This is a genomic window from Mesorhizobium kowhaii (assembly GCF_042431665.1).
GTDB lineage: Bacteria > Pseudomonadota > Alphaproteobacteria > Rhizobiales > Rhizobiaceae > Mesorhizobium > Mesorhizobium kowhaii.
On the sequence record NZ_JBHLYT010000053.1, the window covers coordinates 1,004,996 to 1,026,410 of the forward strand.

16 protein-coding genes are annotated in these 21,415 nt (G+C 64.0%); 6 read left to right on the forward strand and 10 right to left on the reverse strand.

Annotated elements, in window-relative coordinates; translation table 11 throughout:
- Positions 1-30: 30 nt before the first annotated feature.
- Entirely contained in the window at positions 31-930 is a 900-nt protein-coding gene (folD, locus tag ACFFNA_RS32040; protein ID WP_378923770.1) for a bifunctional methylenetetrahydrofolate dehydrogenase/methenyltetrahydrofolate cyclohydrolase FolD, read from the reverse strand.
- A 248-nt stretch (positions 931-1,178) separates the two neighbouring features.
- Entirely contained in the window at positions 1,179-3,830 is a 2,652-nt protein-coding gene (locus ACFFNA_RS32045) for a GumC family protein (RefSeq protein WP_378923771.1), read from the reverse strand.
- Between the two features lie 201 nt (positions 3,831-4,031).
- Here ACFFNA_RS32045 and ACFFNA_RS32050 point away from each other — a divergent pair, with 201 nt between their 5' ends.
- Positions 4,032-5,327, forward strand: a complete 1,296-nt coding sequence (locus ACFFNA_RS32050; RefSeq protein WP_378923772.1) for a lipopolysaccharide biosynthesis protein — start codon at positions 4,032-4,034, stop codon at positions 5,325-5,327.
- A 61-nt stretch (positions 5,328-5,388) separates the two neighbouring features.
- On the opposite strand, the gene ACFFNA_RS32055 is transcribed toward ACFFNA_RS32050, so the two are convergent.
- The 3 genes from ACFFNA_RS32055 to ACFFNA_RS32065 are packed head-to-tail and all read right to left on the reverse strand — an operon-like array spanning position 5,389 to position 8,272.
- Positions 5,389-6,312, reverse strand: coding sequence for a DUF6492 family protein (locus ACFFNA_RS32055; RefSeq protein ID WP_111546736.1), 924 nt, complete (start codon positions 6,310-6,312; stop codon positions 5,389-5,391).
- Positions 6,309-7,103 (reverse strand): WecB/TagA/CpsF family glycosyltransferase, encoded by a 795-nt coding sequence (locus tag ACFFNA_RS32060; protein ID WP_111546737.1) that lies wholly within the window; start codon positions 7,101-7,103, stop codon positions 6,309-6,311. Before ACFFNA_RS32060 ends, ACFFNA_RS32055 begins: the two co-directional genes overlap by 4 nt.
- Positions 7,100-8,272: a glycosyltransferase family 4 protein gene (locus ACFFNA_RS32065; protein WP_111546738.1), complete on the reverse strand. Its 1,173-nt coding sequence runs from the start codon at positions 8,270-8,272 to the stop codon at positions 7,100-7,102. Before ACFFNA_RS32065 ends, ACFFNA_RS32060 begins: the two co-directional genes overlap by 4 nt.
- A gap of 172 nt (positions 8,273-8,444) precedes the next feature.
- Here ACFFNA_RS32065 and ACFFNA_RS32070 point away from each other — a divergent pair, with 172 nt between their 5' ends.
- From ACFFNA_RS32070 to proC, 3 genes are all read left to right on the forward strand, one after another.
- A complete protein-coding gene (locus ACFFNA_RS32070; RefSeq protein ID WP_378923773.1) occupies positions 8,445-9,443 on the forward strand; it encodes a glycosyltransferase family 2 protein in 999 nt (332 codons plus the stop codon).
- Positions 9,412-10,740 (forward strand): O-antigen ligase family protein, encoded by a 1,329-nt coding sequence (locus tag ACFFNA_RS32075; RefSeq protein WP_378923774.1) that lies wholly within the window; start codon positions 9,412-9,414, stop codon positions 10,738-10,740. Before ACFFNA_RS32070 ends, ACFFNA_RS32075 begins: the two co-directional genes overlap by 32 nt.
- A gap of 96 nt (positions 10,741-10,836) precedes the next feature.
- A complete protein-coding gene (gene proC, locus ACFFNA_RS32080) occupies positions 10,837-11,652 on the forward strand; it encodes a pyrroline-5-carboxylate reductase (RefSeq protein WP_378923775.1) in 816 nt (271 codons plus the stop codon).
- Between the two features lie 3 nt (positions 11,653-11,655).
- Here the strand turns inward: proC and ACFFNA_RS32085 are convergent, their stop codons facing one another.
- From ACFFNA_RS32085 to metH, 3 genes are all read right to left on the reverse strand, one after another.
- Positions 11,656-12,972 (reverse strand): NAD(P)H-dependent oxidoreductase, encoded by a 1,317-nt coding sequence (locus ACFFNA_RS32085; protein ID WP_378923776.1) that lies wholly within the window; start codon positions 12,970-12,972, stop codon positions 11,656-11,658.
- 173 nt (positions 12,973-13,145) lie between these two features.
- Positions 13,146-14,540 carry a multicopper oxidase family protein gene (locus ACFFNA_RS32090; RefSeq protein WP_378923777.1) on the reverse strand — a complete coding sequence of 465 codons (1,395 nt, stop codon included), beginning with the start codon at positions 14,538-14,540 and terminating at the stop codon, positions 13,146-13,148.
- A gap of 174 nt (positions 14,541-14,714) precedes the next feature.
- On the reverse strand, positions 14,715-18,524 hold the full coding sequence (gene metH / locus ACFFNA_RS32095) for a methionine synthase (RefSeq protein WP_378923778.1): 3,810 nt from the start codon (positions 18,522-18,524) through the stop codon (positions 14,715-14,717).
- Between the two features lie 267 nt (positions 18,525-18,791).
- Between metH and ACFFNA_RS32100 the strand changes: the two genes are divergently transcribed.
- Together ACFFNA_RS32100 and ACFFNA_RS32105 are read left to right on the forward strand one after the other, a co-directional pair.
- Positions 18,792-19,562, forward strand: coding sequence for an SDR family NAD(P)-dependent oxidoreductase (locus tag ACFFNA_RS32100; protein ID WP_378923779.1), 771 nt, complete (start codon positions 18,792-18,794; stop codon positions 19,560-19,562).
- Between the two features lie 103 nt (positions 19,563-19,665).
- On the forward strand, positions 19,666-19,875 hold the full coding sequence (locus ACFFNA_RS32105) for a hypothetical protein (protein ID WP_378923780.1): 210 nt from the start codon (positions 19,666-19,668) through the stop codon (positions 19,873-19,875).
- 64 nt (positions 19,876-19,939) lie between these two features.
- Here ACFFNA_RS32105 and ACFFNA_RS32110 read toward each other — a convergent pair whose 3' ends face one another.
- The gene (locus tag ACFFNA_RS32110; protein WP_378923781.1) at positions 19,940-20,629 is read right to left on the reverse strand and encodes a GNAT family N-acetyltransferase; all 690 of its coding nucleotides are present in this window, start codon (positions 20,627-20,629) and stop codon (positions 19,940-19,942) included.
- 60 nt (positions 20,630-20,689) lie between these two features.
- Positions 20,690-21,385 carry a class I SAM-dependent methyltransferase gene (locus ACFFNA_RS32115; protein ID WP_378923782.1) on the reverse strand — a complete coding sequence of 232 codons (696 nt, stop codon included), beginning with the start codon at positions 21,383-21,385 and terminating at the stop codon, positions 20,690-20,692.
- Positions 21,386-21,415: the final 30 nt, after the last annotated feature.

Sequence of the window (21,415 nt, forward strand, 5' to 3'; positions counted from 1 at the left end):
GGTTCGGCAAAGCTGCGGCTTTCTGGTGGGTCAGAAGGACGGCCGTTTCAATCCGGCCGCAAGGTAGGCAGAGGCTAACGTATTGGCCATCAGCATGGCAATGGTCATCGGCCCGACACCACCGGGCACCGGTGTGATGGCGCCGGCGGCCTTCGCCGCTTCGGCATAGGCGACATCGCCGACGAGGCGCGACTTGCCCTCGCCCCTTTCCGGCGCCGGAATGCGGTTGATGCCGACATCGATGACGGTGGCGCCGGGCTTGACCCAATCACCCCTGATCATCTCCGGCCGACCGACGGCCGCGACGAGGATATCGGCGGTGCGGGCGAGCGCCGGCAGATCCCTGGTGCGGCTGTGGGCTATGGTGACGGTGCAGTTGGCGGCAAGCAGGAGGTTGGCCATCGGCTTGCCGACAATGTTGGAGCGACCGACGACGACCGCGTTGAGGCCGGACAGGTCCTTGCCGCGCACGCGCTCAATCAAAAGCATCGAGCCGGCCGGCGTGCAAGGCACGAAGGCGGTCTCGAGTTCGCCGGTGCCGAGCTTGCCGACATTGATGAAATGGAAGCCGTCGACATCCTTTTCCGGCGCGATGGTCTGGATGATCTTGCCGGCATCGATGTGGGCAGGCAGCGGAAGCTGCACCAGGATGCCGTTGATGGCCGGATCGGCGTTGAGATCGCCGATGATCTTCAGCAATGCCGGTTCGGAGGTCTCGGCCGGCAGCGTGTGCTGGACGGAGTGAAAGCCGCATTCCTTGGCCGTGCGCGACTTGGAAGCGACATAGACCTGGCTGGCCGGATCCTCGCCAACGATGACCACGGCAAGACCGGGCTTGGCCTTGCCCTTGGCGGCAAGTTCGGCCGTCAGAGTCTTGACCGTCCGCACCACGTCTTCGGCGACGCTCTTACCATCAATCACTTCGGCCATGGACCACCCTCAACACCGTTCCGCCCAAAGCGGCCGCATCCGAAAACATGAATGCGTCGCCCTGGATCCTTGTCTGACGCAGGCCGCGAAACCCGCGCCCCCGGATCAAGCCCAGGAGCGTGCCTTCGGCAACATGCAGCGCGGCATTTTCACGAAAATTCCAACACGCAATCCCGTCAAAGCGCCGTCCCATGCCGTTTACGCGAAACCGGCATGTTTTTGTTCGGCATCGCGACGTATTTTGTAGCTCAGAAGTAACGGCGACGCGTGCGGGTCTCGGTAAGTTCGCGGACCGCTTCGCGGAATTCGCGCAGGCTGGCGCGGATTTCGTCGATTGGGGCGTGCTGTTCGACATCCTCGGCGGCCCGCGGCGCCTCCACCGACGGCTCATGAGGCTGAGCTGCCTGCTGTGGCGAGGTGGGCTGTTGCGGATAAGGCGCGGAAGCGGGCTGGGGCGGATAAGGCAGCTGCCCGGCATGGGGACCCGGCTGCGGATAGGGATAGCCCGGCTGCTGCGGCACCTGCCAGGGCTGCGCCTGCGGATAGCCTATCGGCTGCCCATAGGGATAGGCCTGCGGACCCGAATACGGTCGCTGCGGCACCATGTGAGGAGGCAATGGCGGCTGCGCCGTCTGTTGCGGATAGGGGACATGGCCACCGGGCCGGAAAGGCGGCGGAGGATAGGCTGCCGCAGCCGGCTGCCGAGGCGCAAAGGCCTCTGTCGACTGGGAATAGGCGGGGTGCGTCAAATCTTCCGTTGGTTTCCCATCGGCAAAGGGCGAGACCCACTCACCGGTATCGACGGTGTCCTCAGGGGACTGCTTGCGGGACATGGCCTTGCGCAGCATCGACAGCAGCGCACTGATCCGACCGGGACCTTCGTCCGGCGTGATCTCAGCCTGCTGAACAGGCGGGGGTGGTGCAGGAGGTGCAGGTGGTGGCGGTGCCGCCGGCTGCGGTGCCGGTGGTTTTGGTGGCGTTGGGGGTGCTGCCTGATATGGCTTGTCTTCGTAAGGCATCCGGCGTTCGTCCATGCCGCGTTCGCGGCGCGATCGTGATGTCGCGGTGTCACGCAAGCTCTCATAGGCGCCACGCATGACGCCGAGGCCAACGCCGGAGGCAAAGCCCAGCAACAGGCCGGCAAGCGCCACCACGACCCGCGATGGCCCGTTCGGCTCGAGCGGCGCGAAGGCCTTCGAGATCACATTGATGTTGGCGGTGTTGATGTCCTTCTGCTCGCCGGTCTCCTTGGCGCGCAGCAGATACTGTTCATAGACGGAACGCTTGGCGGTGGCCTCGCGCTCCAGTTCGCGCATCGACACCAGATCGCTGTTGACGTCGCCGCTGCGGACTTTCAGCTGCGCCAGACGAGAGGCGAGATCCTGTTCGAGCTGGACTGCGCGCTTGAGGTCGACCTGCAGCGACGAGCCGATGCGCTGCAGCTCCGCGGCGATGCGGTCGCGTGCGCCGGCAAGCTGGGCATTGAGCGCCTGGAGTTCGGGGTGCCGCGGACCTAACCGGATGGCGGCGCGGTCAGCCTCCTGCTTGAGCGACGCATATTGCGAACGCAGATCGCTCATCGTGTTGGAGTTGATCTCCTCCGGCAAGGTGCCGGTGAGAACCGAGTTGACGTCGACCGAACGCGCCGAAGCCGCCCGGGCGTTGAGCTCCAGCGTGCGGGCGCGCGCAACCGACAGCTGCTCGTTGAGCTTCAGCATCTCGTCGTCACTGATGAGGTGGCCCTGCGCGTCGACAAGGTCGTGCGTGGCCCTGAAATCCTCGACCTTGCGCTCGGCCGCCTCGACGCCCTTGCGCAACTCATCAAGCCTGGCCGTCAGTTCGTCGGTGGCGCGGCCGGCGGTATCGGACTGGATCTGACCGAAGGTCTGCAGGAAGACATCCGTCATCGTGTTGGCGATGAGCGCCGATTTCTCGCCATTCTGCGTGGTGGCACTGACGGTGATGACGAAGGTCTTGCCGCCGCGCTCGACCGAGAGGCTTTCGGCCAGATTGCCGACAGCGAGCGCACGGCGGCGGGTGTCGTCGACACCACCCGGCCCGTCGTGCCGTGTCAGGATGGAGCGGATGAGCGACATGACGCCGAGACCGCCGCTGCCTTGCCCATTGAATTCCGGGTCGTTGACGAGATTGAGCTTGTCGACGACCTTGTTCAGAACAGTACCGGACGTCAGCACCCGGACCTGGTTTTCGACGATGGCCAGCGTGGCGTCGGAGGCGACGACCGACTGGGTGAGGTCGCGATCGGTGAGCTTCAGGTCGCGCGGATCGACGATCAGTTCGGTGGTGGCTTCGTATTTCTTCGGCGTCGACAGCGCGATGGCAATGCCGAGCCCGGCACCCAGTATTGTCGTCGCCACGATCAGCAGCTTCGACTTGCCAACACCGCGGACAACCTGCATCGGATCGATCAGCGGCTTCCATTGCTGGCTGTCCGCGCCGTCGTTGTGGGACGCGCGCGCATCGCCTGAATGGTAGGGTTCGGATGTGCGATCGGGGCGATAGGTGCCTGCGGTTTCAGCAGCAACAGACCCTGTCCGCGACGTGGTATGCGCGTAGCCTGGTGATGCCGATCTGGTTACTGAAAAATCGCCGGCTGATCGACCGCGTTCAGGCGGCACCTGCGCTGACGAAGCAGGCTCATAGCCAGCCTGATATCCATCTGTTCCGACAGCATCCGGCAGCTTCGGATTCGACAGCGCCTCGCGCTGTGACCGGGCGAGACGATGGCGCGTGGCGGCATCCTCGCGCCATGACGGATCCGCCCGGTCCCCGATCGAGACCAGGGACGCGTCGGGTTCGTCGTCGCCGCGCACAGCCTGGCCAAGCGCCAGCAGCGAACGCTCGCGCTTCCAGTCTTCACGGTTTTCCCTGTCAACCATCGTCTGGAGCTTTACCCTTGGCGGCCTGCAAACGGCGCTTCGCCATTCGTTAAGCCACGCTAAACAGGCATGGAAAACAAAAGGTTAATTTTCGCCCGCCGAAGCCGCGGTTTCACTCTCCGCTGGCACCTATTTTTCAACGCGCCCTTGGGCTCCAGAACGGCGCGTTAAGTTTTCCGATCTAAAGCTCTCCTTAGAGACATGACGCAAGCCAGTGACATACCGCAAAGGCGGCCCCTCGCCCGGATCGGCACTTTTTTGGCCGAACGACGGGGGCTTCTTCGCGACTACTTTTCGGCGATCAGCGGCGCCGGCGGGCGACTGGTGTTTTCACTCGCCTATTTCATCGCGCTGGCCAACACGCTGTCCATTTCCGAATTCGGCATGTTCGCCACCGCATCGGCGGCCGGCGTCATGCTGTCACGCATCCTCGCCTTCGGTTTCATCTCGGCACTCTATCGCACAGCCACCATCCGCCCCAATCTGATCGGCACCTTCACCGCCGGCTTCCTGCTGCTCGGCGTGCTGTCGCTGCCGCTGCTGGCCGCGGCCTCGTTCGGCGTCTACCTGATCTTTTTCGCCGACACCGTGCCGCTGTCGGTGTTTGCGGCAATCGTCTTTGCCGAAGCGCTGTTGTGGCGGCCGGTAGAGGTGGCGCTGATCGTCAACAATGGTCTGGGCAAGTTCGGCCGCGCCGCGCTGCTGGCCATCCTGGCGACGGCGCTGCGGGCGCTCGGCGCGGTGCTGTTCATGTTCTGGGCACAACACAGCGTCTGGATATGGTCGTGGTTCTATATCGGCGCCAATGCCGCCTCGCTGCTCATTGCATTCGGCTTCTTCTACCCGCGCCAGCGGTTGCGGCTGCGCATCGAGCTTTATCTCCGGCGACTGGCCGACTCCATCTACGTGGCCGGGGCCGAAGTGCTGTTTTATCTGCAGATGGAGTTCGACAAGCTGCTGGTCCTGGCGATCGGCGGACCGCATCTGGCCGGCATCTACGCCATCATCATGCGGCTGGTCGACCTGACGGCCATTCCGATCCGCACCTTCTCGATGATGCTGGTGCAGCGCATGATGCGCGCGCCGGAACTGCTGTCACGGCTGGCGGTCAAGTGCGGCATCGAAGGCGGTGTGTTCGCGGTCTCGACGCTGGCGCTGCTGACGCTGGGCATCGTGCTGCACTTCTTCCCCAATGCGCTCGGCAAGAATGTCGCCGAGGCCGCCCCTCTGGTGGCGCTGGCGATCTGCGTTCCGGGACTGCGCAATCTGGTCGAATACCAGGCCGAGCTGCTGTTCGCCCGCGGCCAGACGCTGGTGCGGGCGCTCAATCTCGGCCTGCTCGCCGGGCTGAAGGCGGTGCTGCTGATCTATGTGCTGACGACCATCCTCGATACACCGAACCTGGTGCTGTCGCTCAACGTCGTCTTCCTGCTTCTGTATCTCGCCTCGACGCTGCTCACCTATTCGGCGATGCGCAAGCCGGCAAAGCCAGTCTAGGAACCGCTTCGTTCGAGCATGATCTTTCCGAAAACCGGTTCCCACTTTTCGGGATCGTGCTTTAGTTAAGCCCGATCAGACGGCGGATGCGGCCGATATCGGTGCCGATGAAGGACTGCATGCCGATCGCCACCTGCTCCGGCGCCATGCCGGCAACGAAGCGGCGGAACTCGTCATCCGACAGCGCTTCGCCCGTCCAGTGGACGCGACAGAACTCCTCCGAGCCGTGGAAGTGGCCGGCACCCTCCAGCAGATCATCGACGTAGCGGCCGTAGATCATGCATTCGGAGAATTTGCGCGCCGAGCCGACGACCTCGACCCAGCCGCGCGCATGGACTTTCTCGATCTCCCCGCACATGGCCAGCACGGTGTCTCGCCGCCACGCGATCAGCGTCGAGATATAGTCATGGACCGATGTCCGGGATGGGTCGATGCCGAGTGCCGCACCGGCGTTGCGCGACCAGATGCGATGCTCGTCATGACCTTCATCTGCCAGCACTCCGTCGCGGCGGAACAGCCGCGCCTTGCCGTCGCGCCAGAAGGCGCCGCAGTCGAAAGGTTTGAGGAAGGCGACGTCGGAATCGCAGAAGATCAGCACGTCTTCGCCGGCATGCGCTGATATCGCGATACGGCGCAACTGCTGCACGTGCCAGCCGCGCAGCGGCTGGGTCTTCAGGCTGAGCCAGACGCGCCGGCGAAAAAGGCTGAGCGGATCGTCGAAGGCGTGCAGCCAGCGCGGCAGCAATTCCCGCTCATCGACGACGCTGCGACGGCCGTTTTCCAACTGACGGAAAAGCTGGATATCGCGATGTTCGACCAGGATATAGTGGTGCGCCGCACCGGAAACGTGGAGGTCAAGCGTTTCGCACAACAGCCGGCAGCGCTCGAAATCGGGCGCATAGCTTGCCGTCACTATTGCCGCCGTGGGTATCCGCCGAAGCAGGCTTGGCTCGACATCGGCGCCTGGCACGAACCGGCTGTTCAATGGATGCCTCCCGCAGCTTCCGGTGTGCGCGAGAATTTCTGCCTGACAACGCGTAGCAGGAACAGGGGATTGCCGACCACATAGCGGCGCCACAGGCGACCCGGTTCGACGGTCAACCGAAACAGCCATTCGAGCCGCAACCGGCGCATCCACAAGGGCGCCCGCGGCACCGCCCCGCTCAGGAAATCGAGCAATGCACCGACGGCGATCGGCAGCGTGCAGTGACGCGCGTCGATATGGCGTGCGATCCACAATTCCTGGCGCGGTACACCCATGGCGACGAGCAGCACGTCCGGCCGCAATTCTTCGATCCGGTCGACTATTCCCGCCTCCTCGGCAGCCGAGAAATAGCCGTCATGGATGACCACGAACCTGTGCTGCACTGCAAGCGCCGCAAGCTTGGCCGACGCCGCTTCGGCATTGACGCGCGTCGCGCCGAGCAGCCCGACCGTCAGCGGCGTCGTCGAGGCCTGCAGGAAGGCGGGGACGAAATCGGTGCCGTTGAGATTGTCCGGAAATGGCGCCCCATAAAGAAGTTTCGCCGCCAGATCGACACCGATGCCGTCGGGCAAGATGAGGAAATCATCGAGCGCCTCGGCAAAGACAGGGTCGGTGGAGGCGAGGTTGGCGTTGTGGGCGTTGAGGAAACTGACCTTGGTGAACCGCCGCTCGGCAATCAGGCGGTTCAGCAGGCTGACCGCATCGTTCCAGCGGATGGCGAGCACCGGGATACCGAGGATCGTCTTCAAGGTGTCGAGCCCCGACGCGGTGCGGGCGGCATGCATGTTCATGCAAATGCCTCCTGCCTGACCGGCCCGAGCTTCTCGACGCCGAGCCGGATGGCGGCATCGAGCGCCTTGACCTGCGAACGACGGAATGCGCTGCCGTCGACGTCGTGGATGTCGGCCGCCGCGGCCTCCAGGGCCCTGGCGAAGGCGGCCGGATCGTCGGTGACGACGCAATTGGCCGGGCGATGGTCGATGCCGCGCAGCGAGCGGCTGGTGACGACGGATGGCAGGCCGAGTTCGAAGGTTTCGATGGTCTTCAACTGGACGCCGCTGCCGGCGGTGCTGATCAGCGGAATGACGGCAGCGCTACGCACAAAGGCCTGGGCGTCCGGGACGCGACCGACAAATTCGATACCGGGATGCTTCGACGTGACGCCCGAAGGCATGCTGCCGGCGATGCGGATGCGGAAACCGGGCCGCAGATACGGCACCACCTTGCCCAGGAACCAGTCGAGGCCGATGCGGTTCGGCTGCCAGGTCCAGGTGCCGATCAGCGCCGCGTCGCAGTCGATGCGGCGCAAACCTTTCTGGGTCGACGCCTCGGTTCCGGTCACCAAGGGCAGCACCGCCGAGCGGTCGTCGGAGGCGACACCGAGTGCCACGCGGTCTTCCTCGGCCAGCGTGAAGACGAAGCGCGCGCGGCGGCAGAGACGCTCTTCCATGGTCTTGAGCAACCTCGCCTCGCGGCGAAACAGCAGACGCTGCAACAGGCTGCCGGCGGCAGCGGCATTCTCCTGCGCCGAAAGATGCTCGACATTGTGGGCGACGAAGATCGACGGCCGGTCGGCGAACAGCTTTTCGAAGGCACCGGCGAACTGCACGGAATTCAGCACGTAGCCGTCGAACGGACCGGCGCGTGCGACCGCGGCGAGAACGTGGCTGTCGGGCACTGCGCGCAGCTTGACCGAGGCGAAAGTTAGGCCCGAGAGCAGCGCCTTGCCGACCCAGGCCAGCTTTTGTCGTGCAGAGGCATTGTCCGTGCGCACGTCGATCGCACCCAGCACCACGGTGTTTTCGGGATCGTCCGCGGGTTTTCCCGGCCAGGTGAAGCCGATGACGGTGACGCGCGCGCCAGCGCGCCGCAAAGCAGCGATGATTGCAGCGTTGGCGATCTCATAGCCCGAGGCAAGAGCGCCGTCGGGCACGATCGATGTGGCGAACAGCAGATGCATCTCACCTATCCTGTGGTGTAGCCGGTAGCAAAGTGCGGTGAACCCTTGATTAAGCGAGCACGATCAACGAGCGAAAGCCGCTGCCCTGGTAGGCTTCTCCGTGTAAGGTGATTAACGAAACCTTATCACCGTGGTGCTACCAGAACCCAACTCACCATGTGGCTGGACACGGATGATCCCTTTGCCATCGGACGGTTCGGTATCGATCGCGGGGCGCTCGCCCCAGCTTGACGCCGAGGCTGTCGAAGCCGTCGTCACCTTGCCGACCTTCAAGCGGCCCGAGCAGGTGCTGGAAACGCTGGCGTCGCTGCGTGCGCAGCAAACCGACAGGCGCTTTGCCGTTATCGTGATGGAAAACGAAGCCGAGGAGCGCGCCGGCGCCAAGGCGGCGCTGCCGCTGTTCGAGCGCGGCGAGATTTCAGGTCTGGTCATCATCGCGCATCAGCGCGGCAATTGCAGCGCCTACAATGCCGGCTGGCAGACAGCGATCCTGCAATTCCCCAACTTCAGGCATCTGCTGGTCATCGACGATGACGAGATCGCCGATCCGCAGTGGCTGGAACGGATGTGCGGGGCAGCCGAAACGCTCGGCGCCGATATCGTCGGAGGTCCGCAAGTGCCCGACTTTGCCGACCCGGCCCATGCGCAATGGGCCGAGCATCCGGTGTTCGCGCCGCCCTACCGGGAGACGGGGCGGGTGCCTGCGCTCTATTCGTCCGGCAATCTTTTGGTCGGACGCAACGTACTGATCGCCATGGGCCCGCCCTTTCTCGACCTGAAATTCAACTTCATGGGCGGCGGTGATTCCGATTTTCTCAGCCGGTCCGCGCAGAGAGGCTTCGTGCTTGGCTGGTGCGCCGAAGGACAAGTGCATGAAACCGTTCCGGCCCGGCGTGTCGAGGCCGACTGGATCCGTGCCCGCAGCCTGCGCAACGGCGTGATCTCGACACTGGTCGAAAAGAAGAAACGCGCCGGCACGCCGCTGGCCGGCGCCATGGTGTTGCTGAAGAGCCTGGCGCTGCTTGCCGCCTCGCCGTTCCGCGGCATGCTCCGGCTGGCGCGGACAGGATCGCCGGCGATCGCCATCTACCCCGTTCATGTGGCGCTGGGCCGCGTGCTGGCCGAATTCGGATATGCCAATGAGCAATACCGCCAGCCTGAGAAAAACTGAGCGCGCCCCGCTCAGCGCCGCGTTCACGCGCGAAGGCGTGGCGACCGCGATCGCAGCACTGCTGTTCACCGTCATCATGGTGTCCTTCCGCCCGTTCCAGCCGGCCGGCGCCGAACTGACCGGCGAAGGCGGCGACATCGTCAACCAGCTTGGCTTCGGCTCGCTCGGCGCCATGTCGATCTTCTCGCTGATGGCTTTCGCCGATCCGCGCGTGGTGCGCTCGCTGCTCAGCCCGTCCTGGGTGCTGATGCTGGGCTTCTTTTTCCTGTCGGTGGTGCTGGCAACCGACCCGCCCTCGGCGATGCGCGCCGCTTCGTTCACGCTGATCGGCATTTTGACGATGGCGACGATCCTGGTCTTGCCGCGCGACGCCGAGGCTTTTTCGAAGGTCATCATCTTCACCGCCGTCGTGGTCATGGGCCTGTCCTTTCTCGGCCTCATCGTCTTTCCGCACGAGGCGTTGCACACCGCCGACTCACAGGAGCCTGAACATGCCGGCCTGTGGCGCGGCGTGTTCACCCACAAGAACATCGCCGGCCCGATCATGGCCTGTTTCAGTTTCGCCGGCCTCTACCTCTACCGGCGCGGGCAGCGGCTTTGGGGCGCGGCGATCTTCTGCGCGGCGATGATCTTCATGCTGCACACCGGCTCCAAGACGACGGCCGGCCTGGTGCCGTTCTCGATCCTGATCGTGATGTTTCCGAGCCTGATGGGCATGCGGCTCGGCACGCCGATCCTGTTTGCGCTGGCGATGATCGGCACGGCGGTCGGCACGCTCGGCATCGTCTTCCTGCCGCCGGTGAAACATCTGGCGGCGATCTATTTCCCCGATCTCACCTATACCGGGCGAACGACGCTGTGGGAGTTCGCCGGCTCCATGCTGGCGAAGAAACCTTGGACCGGTTACGGCTACGAAAGCTTCTGGGGCACGCCGCTGCTGCTCAACCAGGACCAGCCCTTCGACCGGCCGTGGGACATCAGAACCATCGTGCATGGACATGACGGCTATCTCGATATCGCCGTGCTGATGGGTATTCCGGCACTTTGCGTCGCGGTCTACACCTTCCTCATCGCGCCGTTGCGCGACTACATGCGCATCCCGCTGCGCAAGGAAAACATCTATCTCGGTGACTTCTTCATGATGGTGGTGCTGTTCACCGCGCTGAACGCTTTCCTCGAAAGCTTCTTCTTCCACCGCGGCGACCCTGTCTGGCTGTTCTTCGTACTCGGCGTGCTTGGCCTGAGGCAAGTGTCGCTGCGACCGATGGCAGTGCGCGATCCCGATCGCGGTGCGTGATCTCGATCGCCGTCCGCGATCTTCCGGTCCGTCCTGACGGGGCTTCCCCACTGAACCGCGAGCGTCTATGTGAAGGCCTTCCTTCGGAGGGCTTCCATGACGATCAGGCTTATTCTCGCCGGCTGCGGCAATATGGGTTACGCCATGCTCTCGGGCTGGCTGAAATCCGGCAAGCTTGCGCCTTCGGCGGTTTTCGTGGTCGAGCCCAATGCCGACCTGCGCAATCGCGCCGCGGCGCTGGGCTGCGGCACGGCAGCCGATGCCGGCAGCATTCCGGCCGATGCCGTACCCGATCTTGTCGTCATCGCGGTGAAGCCGCAGGTGATCCGCGACGTGACGGCCGCCTACAAGCGCTTCGGCGACGGCCGCACCACCTTTGTCAGCATCGCTGCCGGGACACCGGCTGCCACCTTCGAAGAAATCCTGGGCAGTCGCGCACCGGTGGTGCGCTGCATGCCCAACACGCCCGCGGCGATCGGCAAGGGCATGATGGTGGTGTTTTCCAACAGGCTGGTCTCCGACGACACCAGGCGTTTCGTTGCCGACCTTTTGTCGGCGAGTGGCGAAGTGGCAACCATTGACGACGAGGGCCTGATGGATGCGGTGACCGCCGTGTCCGGATCGGGGCCGGCCTACATCTTCCATTTCATCGAGGCCCTGACCGTGGCAGCCGAGAAGGCCGGACTACCGACCGCGACCGCCAAGCTGCTCGCCATGCAGACCGTCTACGGCGCTGCCTCGCTCGCCGCCGAAAGCGGGGAGGAGCCGGGCGTGCTGAGGCAGCAGGTGACCAGCCCCAACGGCACGACGGCAGCCGCGCTTGGCGTGCTGATGGGCGAGGACCGGCTGACCATTCTGCTTACCCAGGCTGTCGAGGCTGCGCGGCTGCGGTCGATCGAACTGGGCAAGTAGACCTCAGTTCGTCCCGTACAGCATCTCGTCCTGCAGCCGGCGCAAGGCGAACAGCCTCGTCGACTGGTCGGGCGCGGCATTGTCGGCGCTCAGCAATTCGCCTTTCCTGACCGGCTTCAACACCTTGCCACCCTCGAGCAGGCCGACCGGCACGGCGCGCTGGGCACGGGCTTCGCCGACGGTCATGGTCCAGGAGCGGTAGCAGGTCTCACCGATCGCATCAAAGGTCTCGCCGGCGGCGAGGTCGCGCTTGGCGACCGCGCACACCTCGGCCACCGGCCTTGGCAGCGGCACCATGTCGGGCTTGCCGAAAAGCACGATGCGGGCGGCGGTCAGCGGCACTTCCAGCGAGGTCAGATGATACGGCCGGAACAGGCTGTAATAGGGGCCGTGGCCGATATGCAGATCGTCCATGCGCTCGATGATGCGCGGATGCGTCGCCTCGACGATGACGAAGACACCGGGCGCGACGCCCTTGCCGACCGTGTAATCGACGACGCCTTTCTTCAACAGGAGCCCGCCATCCTCGCGCGGGATGAGCACCTTGGCGAGGTCGTCGCGATCGGCCTTCGGGCCGTGCATGCCGGGCACATCGGGCACCAGCCCGGTGGCGTTGGCGATGGCGCACATCTCGACCATGGTCTTCGAGCCGTCGACGAACTCGACCAGCATGCGCGGGTTCATGTTGCGGCGGATCGCTTCCGCGCGATAGTCATCCGGCACGGCATCGTGGTTGAGCGGATTGTTCTTGCCCTTGCCGGCCGAGACGATGGTTAGCCCAAGCGCCGACGCAAACTCGATCAGTTCCATGCAGCTTGACGGCTCGTCGCCGGCACCGACCGAATAGACGACGCCAAGCCGGTCGGCCTGCTGCTTCAGGTAGCAGCCGATGGTGACGTCGGCCTCGACATTCATCATCACCAGATGCTTGCCGTGCTCCATCGCCATCAGGTCGAAATCGGCGGCGACGCCCGGCTTGCCGGTGGCGTCGATGACGACGTCGATCAGCGGGTTGGTGACCAGCATCTCGTTGGAGGTGATGGCGATCTTGCCGCTCTCGATGGCGCCGGTGACTTTCGACGCGGTGTCGGCTTCGACCGCCATCGCTTCATCGCCATAGGCAATGCGGATGGCCTCGCGCGCGGTGTGCGGGCGGCGTGTCGAGATCGCGCAGACCGAAATGCCCGGCATCAGCATGCCTTGCGTGACCAGATCAGTGCCCATCTCGCCCGAGCCGATAACGCCGATGCGTACCGGGCGGCCCTCGGCGGAACGCCTGGCGAGATCGCGGGCAAGCCCGGTCAGGGCGACGTTGGTCATGCTGGAGCGTCCATGCTTCTCGGTTTGGAGGCGGCAATAGCAGGGAACCGCCCCCCTTTGCCAACGAAACCGCAAGCAGGCGGCAATTTCTCGTCGGTCAAAGCAGGAGCACGAAGGCATGACGATGGGGAACAGAGGAAGGCACGTCGATCGCGTCGTCGGCCGGCGGGGCTTCAGACCACCCTGACATAGCTCGTCATTCCCGACTTCTGATGCTCGATGATGTGGCAATGCAGCAGCCAGTCGCCGAGATTGTCGGCGACGAAGCCGAGGCTCACCTTTTCGTTGGGTTGGATGAGATAGGTGTCCGAAATCAGCGGCTGAACCTCGCGCGTCGAGGACGACAACACCTTGAAACTCATACCGTGCAGATGCATCGGATGCGATTGCGGCGTCAGGTTTTCCATGTCGATGACATAGCTTCTGCCGAGCTTCAGTTCGGCCAGCGGCGCGGTCGGATCGGGCGTATCGCCTGGCCACGGCACCTTGTTGATTGCCCAAAAACTGTAGCCAAGCGAACCGCAGATACCATCGCTCGGGACGTTTTCCGCCGTGGCGCTGAGCGCCAGGGAAATATGCTGGGCGGCGGCGAGATCCACCTCCGCCACCGGATTGACCTCCAAGGGTGCAACGTCGCGAATGTCACGCTTGAGCGAGCTTCCAATCGCGCGCAGGGTCGCGAGCACCTTGGGCTTGGTGCCCCTGACGTCTCGCAGGCTGACGATCGCGCCTTCGTCGTCGGGCATGCGGATGGCCAGCTCCATGCGCTGGCCGGGTCCAAGCAGCAAAGCATCGGGAGAAAAGCGCTGCGGCACCGGATTGCCGTCCAGCGCCATGACTGTCGCCTCAGCGCCGTCGACGCGAAAGGCATAGATCCGCGTGACGTCGGTGATGGCAACCCTGAGTCGCACCAGCCCACCGGCCGGCGCGTCATATTGCGGCTGATCGAGCCAGTTGGCGGTGCGCACGGTGCCGTAGGTGCCGGTTCTTGCCGCATCGCGCGGCCGGAACTGGTCGATGAACTGGCCGTCGTCGCCGAGGCGCCAGTCGCGCAGATTGATGACAATCTCGGCATCGAATGTCGGATCGCCGGGGTTTTCGACCACGATCACACCCGTCAGGCCGTGGCCCATCTGGGTCAGCGTGTTGCAATGCGGGTGGTACCAGAAGGTGCCGGCATCGGGCGGCGTGAAGGCGTAGTCGAAATGATCGCCGGTATAGACGTAGGGCTGGACCAGAAACGGCACGCCGTCCATCTTGTTCGGCACGCGAATGCCGTGCCAGTGGATCGTCGTCGGATCGTCGATGGCGTTGACGAGACGCGCGGCGAAGGGCTCGCCTTTTCTCATTCTGAGCACCGGCGGCATTCCGGCGTCGCCATAGGTCAGCACATCCCTGGTCTGGCCGACATCCATCAGCTTCGCCTGGATTTTGGCCGTCTGCAGCACCACCGGCTCAGGCCTGGCAGCGGCCCAGCCGCCAAACCTGCCCATAGCCGAGAGCCCTACCCCGCCGGCGCCGGCAATCGCTGCCGTTTTCAAAAGCCTGCGGCGTGTGAGTACAGTCATTTGGCGCTCCAACTGCAAAGACGACTGCCCCGAAGGTGTAACCGTCACGCCATGGATCACAAGCCGGCAACCAGCGCAAATGCTGTTGACGGCATAGCCGTGAACCAGTGTTGGACACCGGCGTCCATACGAAAACGACACGGTCGGAGCGAAACGACGGCAGAGCTTGCCGCGCTACTCCGCCGCCTCGGCATGGGGCACGGGAACATAGTTGAGGATGGGTCCGAGCCAACGCTCGACCTCGGCCAACGGCATCGCCTTGCGGCGCGCATAATCCTCGACCTGGTCGCGTTCGACCTTGGCGACGCCGAAATAATAGCTTTCGGGTTGCGACAGATAGATCCCCGACACCGACGAGCCCGGCCACATCGCATAGCTTTCGGTCAGGCTCACCCCCGCATTGCCCTCGCCGTCAAGCAGCCGGAACAGTGTGGCCTTCTCGGTATGGTCGGGCTGCGCCGGATAGCCGGGCGCCGGACGGATGCCGCGATAGGGCTCGCCGATCAGTTCGTCTGGCGCCAGATTCTCGTCGGCCGCGTAGCCCCAGAATTCCTGGCGCACCTTCTCGTGCATGCGCTCGGCGAAGGCCTCGGCGAAGCGGTCGGCCAGCGCCTTGACCATGATCGAGGAATAATCGTCGTTGGCGCGCGCGAAGCGCTCGGCGATCGCCACTTCCTCGATGCCCGCGGTGACGATGAAGCCGCCGATATAGTCGGGCTTGCCGCTGTCCGACGGGGCGACGAAATCCGACAGCGCGACATTGGCCTTGCCGTCGCGCTTGGTCAGTTGCTGGCGCAAGGTGAAGAACGTCGCCAGCTCCTGCGAGCGTGCCTCGTCCGTGAACAATTTGATATCGTCGCCGGCGGCATTGGCCGGCCAGAAGCCGATGACGCCGCGTGGCGCGAACCATTTCTCGGCGATGATCTTCTTCAGCATCGCCTGCGCATCCTCGAACAGCTGGCGCGCCGCTGGTCCCTGCACCTCGTCTTCGAGGATCTTCGGATAACGCCCCTTCAGCTCCCAGGTCTGGAAGAACGGCGTCCAGTCGATGTAGCGCGCGAGTTCGGCAAGGTCCCAGTTTTCAAAAACCTTCACGCCTGTGAAGGAGGGCTTTGGCGGCTCGTAGCTCGACCAATCGATCCGGTGCGCGTTGGCCCTCGCCTTGGCCAGCGGCAGCCGCTGCTTGTCGGCTTCGGAGCGGGCATGCGCATCGGCGACCTTCTTGTATTCGGCGCGCACCGCGTCGACATAGCCGCCCTTGGTCTCGTTCGACAGCAAGGAGGACACGACGCCGACCGCCCGGCTGGCGTCGGTGACGTAGACGGTCTGGCCCCGGGTATAGCGCGGATGGATCTTCACCGCCGTGTGCACGCGGCTGGTCGTCGCCCCGCCGATCAACAGCGGAATGTCGAAGCCTTCACGCTCCATCTCGGCGGCCATGTGCACCATCTCGTCGAGCGACGGCGTGATCAGGCCGGACAGGCCGATGATGTCGATCTTCTGCTCGCGCGCCGTCTGCAGGATCTTGGCCGCCGGCACCATGACGCCGAGATCGATGATCTCGTAATTGTTGCAGGCGAGAACGACGCCAACGATGTTCTTGCCGATGTCGTGGACATCGCCCTTCACCGTCGCCATCAGGATTTTTCCCGCCGTCTGGCGCTCGCCATTGTCGATGCCGTTCGCGGCGTTCGCCACCTTCTCGGCCTCCATGTGCGGCAATAGTCCTGCGACGGCTTGTTTCATCACCCGCGCGGACTTCACCACTTGCGGCAGGAACATTTTTCCCGCGCCGAACAGGTCGCCGACGACATTCATGCCGGCCATCAGCGGGCCTTCGATGACATGCAGCGGGCGCTCGGCCGCCAGCCGCGCCTCATCGGTGTCGGCATCGATGAATTCGGTGATGCCGTTGACCAGCGCATGGCTGATCCGTTGTTCGACCGGCAATTCGCGCCAGGCGAGATCGCGCTCCCTGGCCTCCTGGCCGGCCGTGCCCTTGAAGCGTTCGGCGATCTCCAGCATGCGTTCGGTGGCGGTACCGCCGGCCTTGGGCACGCGGTTGAGCACGACATCCTCGCAGGCCTCGCGCAGTTCCGGCTCGATCGTGTCGTAGACCGCAAGCTGGCCGGCATTGACGATGCCCATGTCCATGCCGCGCTGGATGGCATGGTAGAGGAACACGGCATGCATGGCCTCGCGCACCGGCTCGTTGCCGCGGAACGAGAAGGACAGGTTCGACACGCCGCCGGAAATGTGGACATGCGGCAGGGTCCCGGTGATCTCGCCCGTCGCCTCGATGAAGTCGACGCCGTAATTGTCGTGCTCCTCGATGCCGGTGGCGATGGCGAAGACGTTGGGGTCGAAGACGATGTCTTCCGGCGGAAAGCCGGCTTGTTCGGTCAAAAGCTTATAGGCGCGGGTGCAGATCTCGACCTTGCGTGCTTTGGTGTCGGCCTGGCCGTCCTCGTCGAAGGCCATGACGACCACGGCCGCGCCATAGGCGCGCACCAGCTTCGCATGATGCAGGAACGCCTCTTCGCCTTCCTTCATCGAGATGGAGTTGACCAGCGGCTTGCCCTGCACGCATTTCAGGCCGGCCTCGATGATCTCCCATTTCGAACTGTCGACCATCACCGGGACGCGGGCGATGTCCGGCTCGGCGGCGATCAGGTTGAGATACTCGACCATCGCCTTCTTCGAATCGATCAGCCCCTCGTCCATGTTGATGTCGATGATCTGGGCGCCGTTGGCGACCTGGTCGCGCGCCACGTCGAGCGCGGCGACATAGTCGCCCGCCGTGATCAGCTTGCGGAATTTGGCCGAGCCCGTGACATTGGTCCGCTCGCCGACATTGACGAAGGGAATCTCGTCGGTCAGCGTGAACGGCTCCAGCCCGGACAGGCGCATCTTCGGCTCAATCTCGGGGATGGCGCGCGGCGGATATTTCCGCACCGCCTCGGCGATCGCCCGGATGTGATCCGGCGTCGAACCGCAGCAGCCGCCGACGACGTTGACCAGCCCCTCGCGGGCGAAATCCTCGATCTGCGCGGCCATGAATTCCGGGCTCTCGTCATACTGGCCGAATTCATTGGGCAGGCCGGCATTCGGATAGGCACAGGTGAAGGTGTTGGCGACGCCCGAAATCTCGTCCAGATGCGCGCGCATGGCCTTGGCGCCGAGCGCGCAGTTGAGGCCGATGGTGAAGGGGCTGGCGTGACGCACCGAATGCCAGAAGGCCGTCGGCGTCTGGCCGGACAGCGTGCGGCCGGACAAATCGGTGATGGTGCCGGAGATCATCACCGGCAGGTGCACGCTTTTCTCGATGAAGATCTCGTTGCAGGCGAAGATCGCCGCCTTGGCGTTCAGCGTGTCGAAGATGGTCTCGATCAGGATGATGTCGGCGCCGCCGTCGATCAACCCGCGCAACTGCTCGCCATAGGCAAGGCGCAGATCGTCGAAGGTCACGGCGCGATAGCCGGGATTGTTGACGTCAGGCGACATCGACGCGGTGCGGTTGGTCGGCCCAAGTGCGCCGGCGACGAAACGGCGCTTGCCGTCCTGCTGCTGCGCCCTCAGCGCGGCGCGGCGCACCAACCGCGCGCCGTCGCGGTTCAGCGCATAGACGGCATCCTCCATGCCGTAATCAGCCTGGGCGATCGAGGTCGAGGAGAAGGTGTTGGTTTCGAGGATATCGGCGCCGGCCACGGCGTACTGATAGTGGATTTCCTCGATCGCTCCGGGCTGGGTCAGGATCAAAAGGTCGTTGTTGCCTTGCTGGTGGCAGGCGCAGCCGGCGAAGACCTCGCCGCGAAACTGGCCCTCGTCGAAGCCGAGGCCCTGGATCTGCGTGCCCATGGCGCCGTCGAGGATGAGAATGCGTTCGCGTGCCGCCGCCGTCAGCGCCGCAAGCACCTCCGAACCGTCGGGCTTTGCCGCGACGGGGCCGAACAATGCGTCCAGCGATGCAGAATTCTGCGACATTTTTTATCCCTTTGGCGACAAGCCTACTCATGTCACATAAGGATATCTTTATGTCAATATACGCCAAACGATCGGCCGTGTCACGCGCCGTGAGCTGTCTCCAGATGCCGGCTGGCTTTCAAGCGGCGACCAGATACTGTTCGGCAAAGAGGGTCGTCGCTATCCGCGATGGTTTCGGCCAAGAGCATTGATCCCGAGAAATGGAATCCGGTTTTCGGAAAAGATCATGCTCAAACAAGAAGACAGAGCCTTTCAGGGGAGGTTGCAATGACAGAATTCACGCCGAAATTCGATCTGGCCGGCAAGGTGGTGCTGGTCACCGGCGCCTCGCGCGGCATTGGCCGCGCCTGTGCGCTGGCCTGTGCCGGCTCCGGCGCCGACATGATCGTCGGCGTGCGCGGCAAGGCCGACGGGGCGGAGCTTGTCGCCGAGATCGAGCGCATGGGCCGGAGGGCGCTGGCGGTGCAGATGGATTTGACCGATCTCGCCACGGTGCGGGCCGCTGTCGCCGAGGCGCACGCCGCCTTCGGCCGCATCGACGTGCTGGTCAACAATGTCGGGCTCGGGCCGGAAAACCTGGCCGAAAACGTGACCGAAGAAGATTTCGACCTGACGGTGAACGTCAATCTCAAGGGCACGTTCTTCACCACCCAGGCGGTCGGCCGGTTGATGATCGCCCAAAAGTCCGGGCGCATCATCAACATCAGTTCGCAGGCGGGCACGGTGACGCTGAAGGGCGAGGCGATCTACTGCATGAGCAAGGCAGCGATCAACCATTTGACGCGCTGCCTGGCCGCCGAATGGGCGCAGCACAAGATCGCCGTCAACAGCGTGGCGCCGACCTTCATCTGGACCGACGGCACGCGGCCGTCCCTCGCCGAGCCCGACTTTCACGCCCATGTGCTCGGCCACATCCCGCTCGGCCGCATCGGCGACCCGATCGATGTTGCAGGAACCGTGGTGTTCCTGGCCTCGCCTGCAGCGTCGATGATTACGGGAGCGAACATACTGGTCGATGGTGGGTGGTCGGTGGCCTAGGAAGCCGGGTTGCGAATTCGAAAAGGGCGTAATCGAAGATGTAGCTCGTTCAGTCCATCCTCTTTTCGCGAGATGCGCGTATACTTTTCGAAAGCGAGGCGACATGTCCATCAATCGCAGGATCAAAGAGGCGGGCAACTTCACGCCATCCGAGATGGGACTTCTTGGGCGTGTCTTCGAGCAGGCGAAGCGCGAGGGCGACTCTCACGCCAGCCGAGAAGCGCTGGCCTCTCGCATCATCGCCAACTATATGGCCGGAATCACCGACGAGGCCGAACTCCTCGCCTTGTCACGGCAGCCGCTTGGTCGGTGACGCGGCACTGTGATTTCGACGGGATTGACCGGTGCTGCGAGAGAGGATTGACCTCTGAATTATGCTAATTAGGGCCAACCCTGATCTCGGCAACCGAACGAAGCTGCCGCCCGGCCTCGAAATTGCGGGGATCGAGCCAAGCCTCAAAAGCTGAGCGATGGGCCGGCCACTCGCTGGAAAGCATCGAATAGACGCAGATGTCGCAAGGCTTGCCCTTCAGGAACAAGCCCTGGCGCTGCGTGCCCTCATAGACGAAGCCGAGCCGATCGGCCGCCTTGCGCGAGCGCTGGTTGGTCGAAGTGCATGTCCATTCGAGGCGCCGGTAGCCGAGGTCGTCGAAGACATGGCGCAGGATCAGGTAGAGCGCCTCGGTGGCCAGCCGTGTGCGCTGCAGCGGCGGCGTGTAGAGCACATAGCCGAGCTCGACGACATGATGGGCGGGTTTTGCCTCCATGAGGCAGAGCCACCCCAGCGGCTTGTCGTCGAGGCCGGCGACGGCGAAGAAGGCTCGTTTCTTGTCTGCCACAAGTTCGGCGACGTGGTCGGCGAACGCTTGCTCACTGGCGAACGGGCCGACCTTCATGTCGACCCAGGTGGCATTCGTGTGCTCGTCATGCGAGAGCGGGTAGAGACAGGATGCGTCGCGCTCGGCGTCGAGCGGGCGCAGGCGGCCACAGCGACCGACCAGCACGACGGTGGCGGGAACCGGAGCGTCTCCCGGCGGGATCTCACCCGGTTTCAGATCTGATGACATTGTCGCCCCGACGCGCTGGCTAGTTCCAGTAGCGGAATACTCTGCCCATTCTGTTCGGCATCATGAAAATCTCCTCCGCACGGCGAAACCCGGCATTCCGCCCCATGCCGAGCCATGTGTCGGCGGTTTCAGGGAAATCGGCCAGAAGCATATGCCGTTCCATGGAAGCGAACTCCTCGTCGGAAACGGTCGACCATTTATCGCGCAGCAAGGAGAAGCGGGCGAGCCAGGCGGCGCGATTCCCTCGAACAGGGCCGGCTCCCAGATGACGAACAGGCCCACGCCGCCCAAAGCCCTGCGGGCGTGCCGCATCAACCTCGCCTTGCCCTCGGTCGCCAGGTGGTGCAGCGACATGCCGATCCAGATCACGTCGACGGGTTCCGACCAGTTCGCCATCGCTTCCGCGAAATCGCCGCAGCGCAGCTCGACCGGGCACGGGAGCCCCTCGAGCGCGCGATCGGCCAGCCTCAGTGACGCTTCCGACAGGTCGATGCCGACATAGCCGCCAATCGCGGTCGTCTTCAGCATCGCGGCCGAGGCAGCGGCATCGCCGCACGCCACGTCGAGGAATCGAAACGACCCTGGAGCATGCTCGACGAGCAGATCGCGCAGGAGCCCGTAGACCTCGCGATGGAACATGAGGTTTGCGGCCACGATCCTGCGATAAGTCTCCAGCTCCTTGTTGAACATGTCCTGGGAGCCGGTTGCCTCGTTAGCTGTCGTCACCGGCATGCTCTTGCTCGACGAACTTGCCATGTTATCCTCCCAAGGAACATTGATGGGACA

Coding starts and splice junctions, on each gene's coding strand:
- folD (WP_378923770.1), bottom strand. CDS start 930: ATGGCCGAAGTGATTGATGGTAAGAGCGTCGCCGAAGACGTGGTGCGG.
- ACFFNA_RS32045 (WP_378923771.1), bottom strand. CDS start 3,830: ATGGTTGACAGGGAAAACCGTGAAGACTGGAAGCGCGAGCGTTCGCTG.
- ACFFNA_RS32050 (WP_378923772.1), top strand. CDS start 4,032: ATGACGCAAGCCAGTGACATACCGCAAAGGCGGCCCCTCGCCCGGATC.
- ACFFNA_RS32060 (WP_111546737.1), bottom strand. CDS start 7,103: ATGAACATGCATGCCGCCCGCACCGCGTCGGGGCTCGACACCTTGAAG.
- ACFFNA_RS32065 (WP_111546738.1), bottom strand. CDS start 8,272: ATGCATCTGCTGTTCGCCACATCGATCGTGCCCGACGGCGCTCTTGCC.
- ACFFNA_RS32070 (WP_378923773.1), top strand. CDS start 8,445: ATGATCCCTTTGCCATCGGACGGTTCGGTATCGATCGCGGGGCGCTCG.
- ACFFNA_RS32075 (WP_378923774.1), top strand. CDS start 9,412: ATGAGCAATACCGCCAGCCTGAGAAAAACTGAGCGCGCCCCGCTCAGC.
- proC (WP_378923775.1), top strand. CDS start 10,837: ATGACGATCAGGCTTATTCTCGCCGGCTGCGGCAATATGGGTTACGCC.
- ACFFNA_RS32085 (WP_378923776.1), bottom strand. CDS start 12,972: ATGACCAACGTCGCCCTGACCGGGCTTGCCCGCGATCTCGCCAGGCGT.
- ACFFNA_RS32090 (WP_378923777.1), bottom strand. CDS start 14,540: ATGACTGTACTCACACGCCGCAGGCTTTTGAAAACGGCAGCGATTGCC.
- metH (WP_378923778.1), bottom strand. CDS start 18,524: ATGTCGCAGAATTCTGCATCGCTGGACGCATTGTTCGGCCCCGTCGCG.
- ACFFNA_RS32100 (WP_378923779.1), top strand. CDS start 18,792: ATGACAGAATTCACGCCGAAATTCGATCTGGCCGGCAAGGTGGTGCTG.
- ACFFNA_RS32105 (WP_378923780.1), top strand. CDS start 19,666: ATGTCCATCAATCGCAGGATCAAAGAGGCGGGCAACTTCACGCCATCC.
- ACFFNA_RS32110 (WP_378923781.1), bottom strand. CDS start 20,629: ATGTCATCAGATCTGAAACCGGGTGAGATCCCGCCGGGAGACGCTCCG.
- ACFFNA_RS32115 (WP_378923782.1), bottom strand. CDS start 21,385: ATGGCAAGTTCGTCGAGCAAGAGCATGCCGGTGACGACAGCTAACGAG.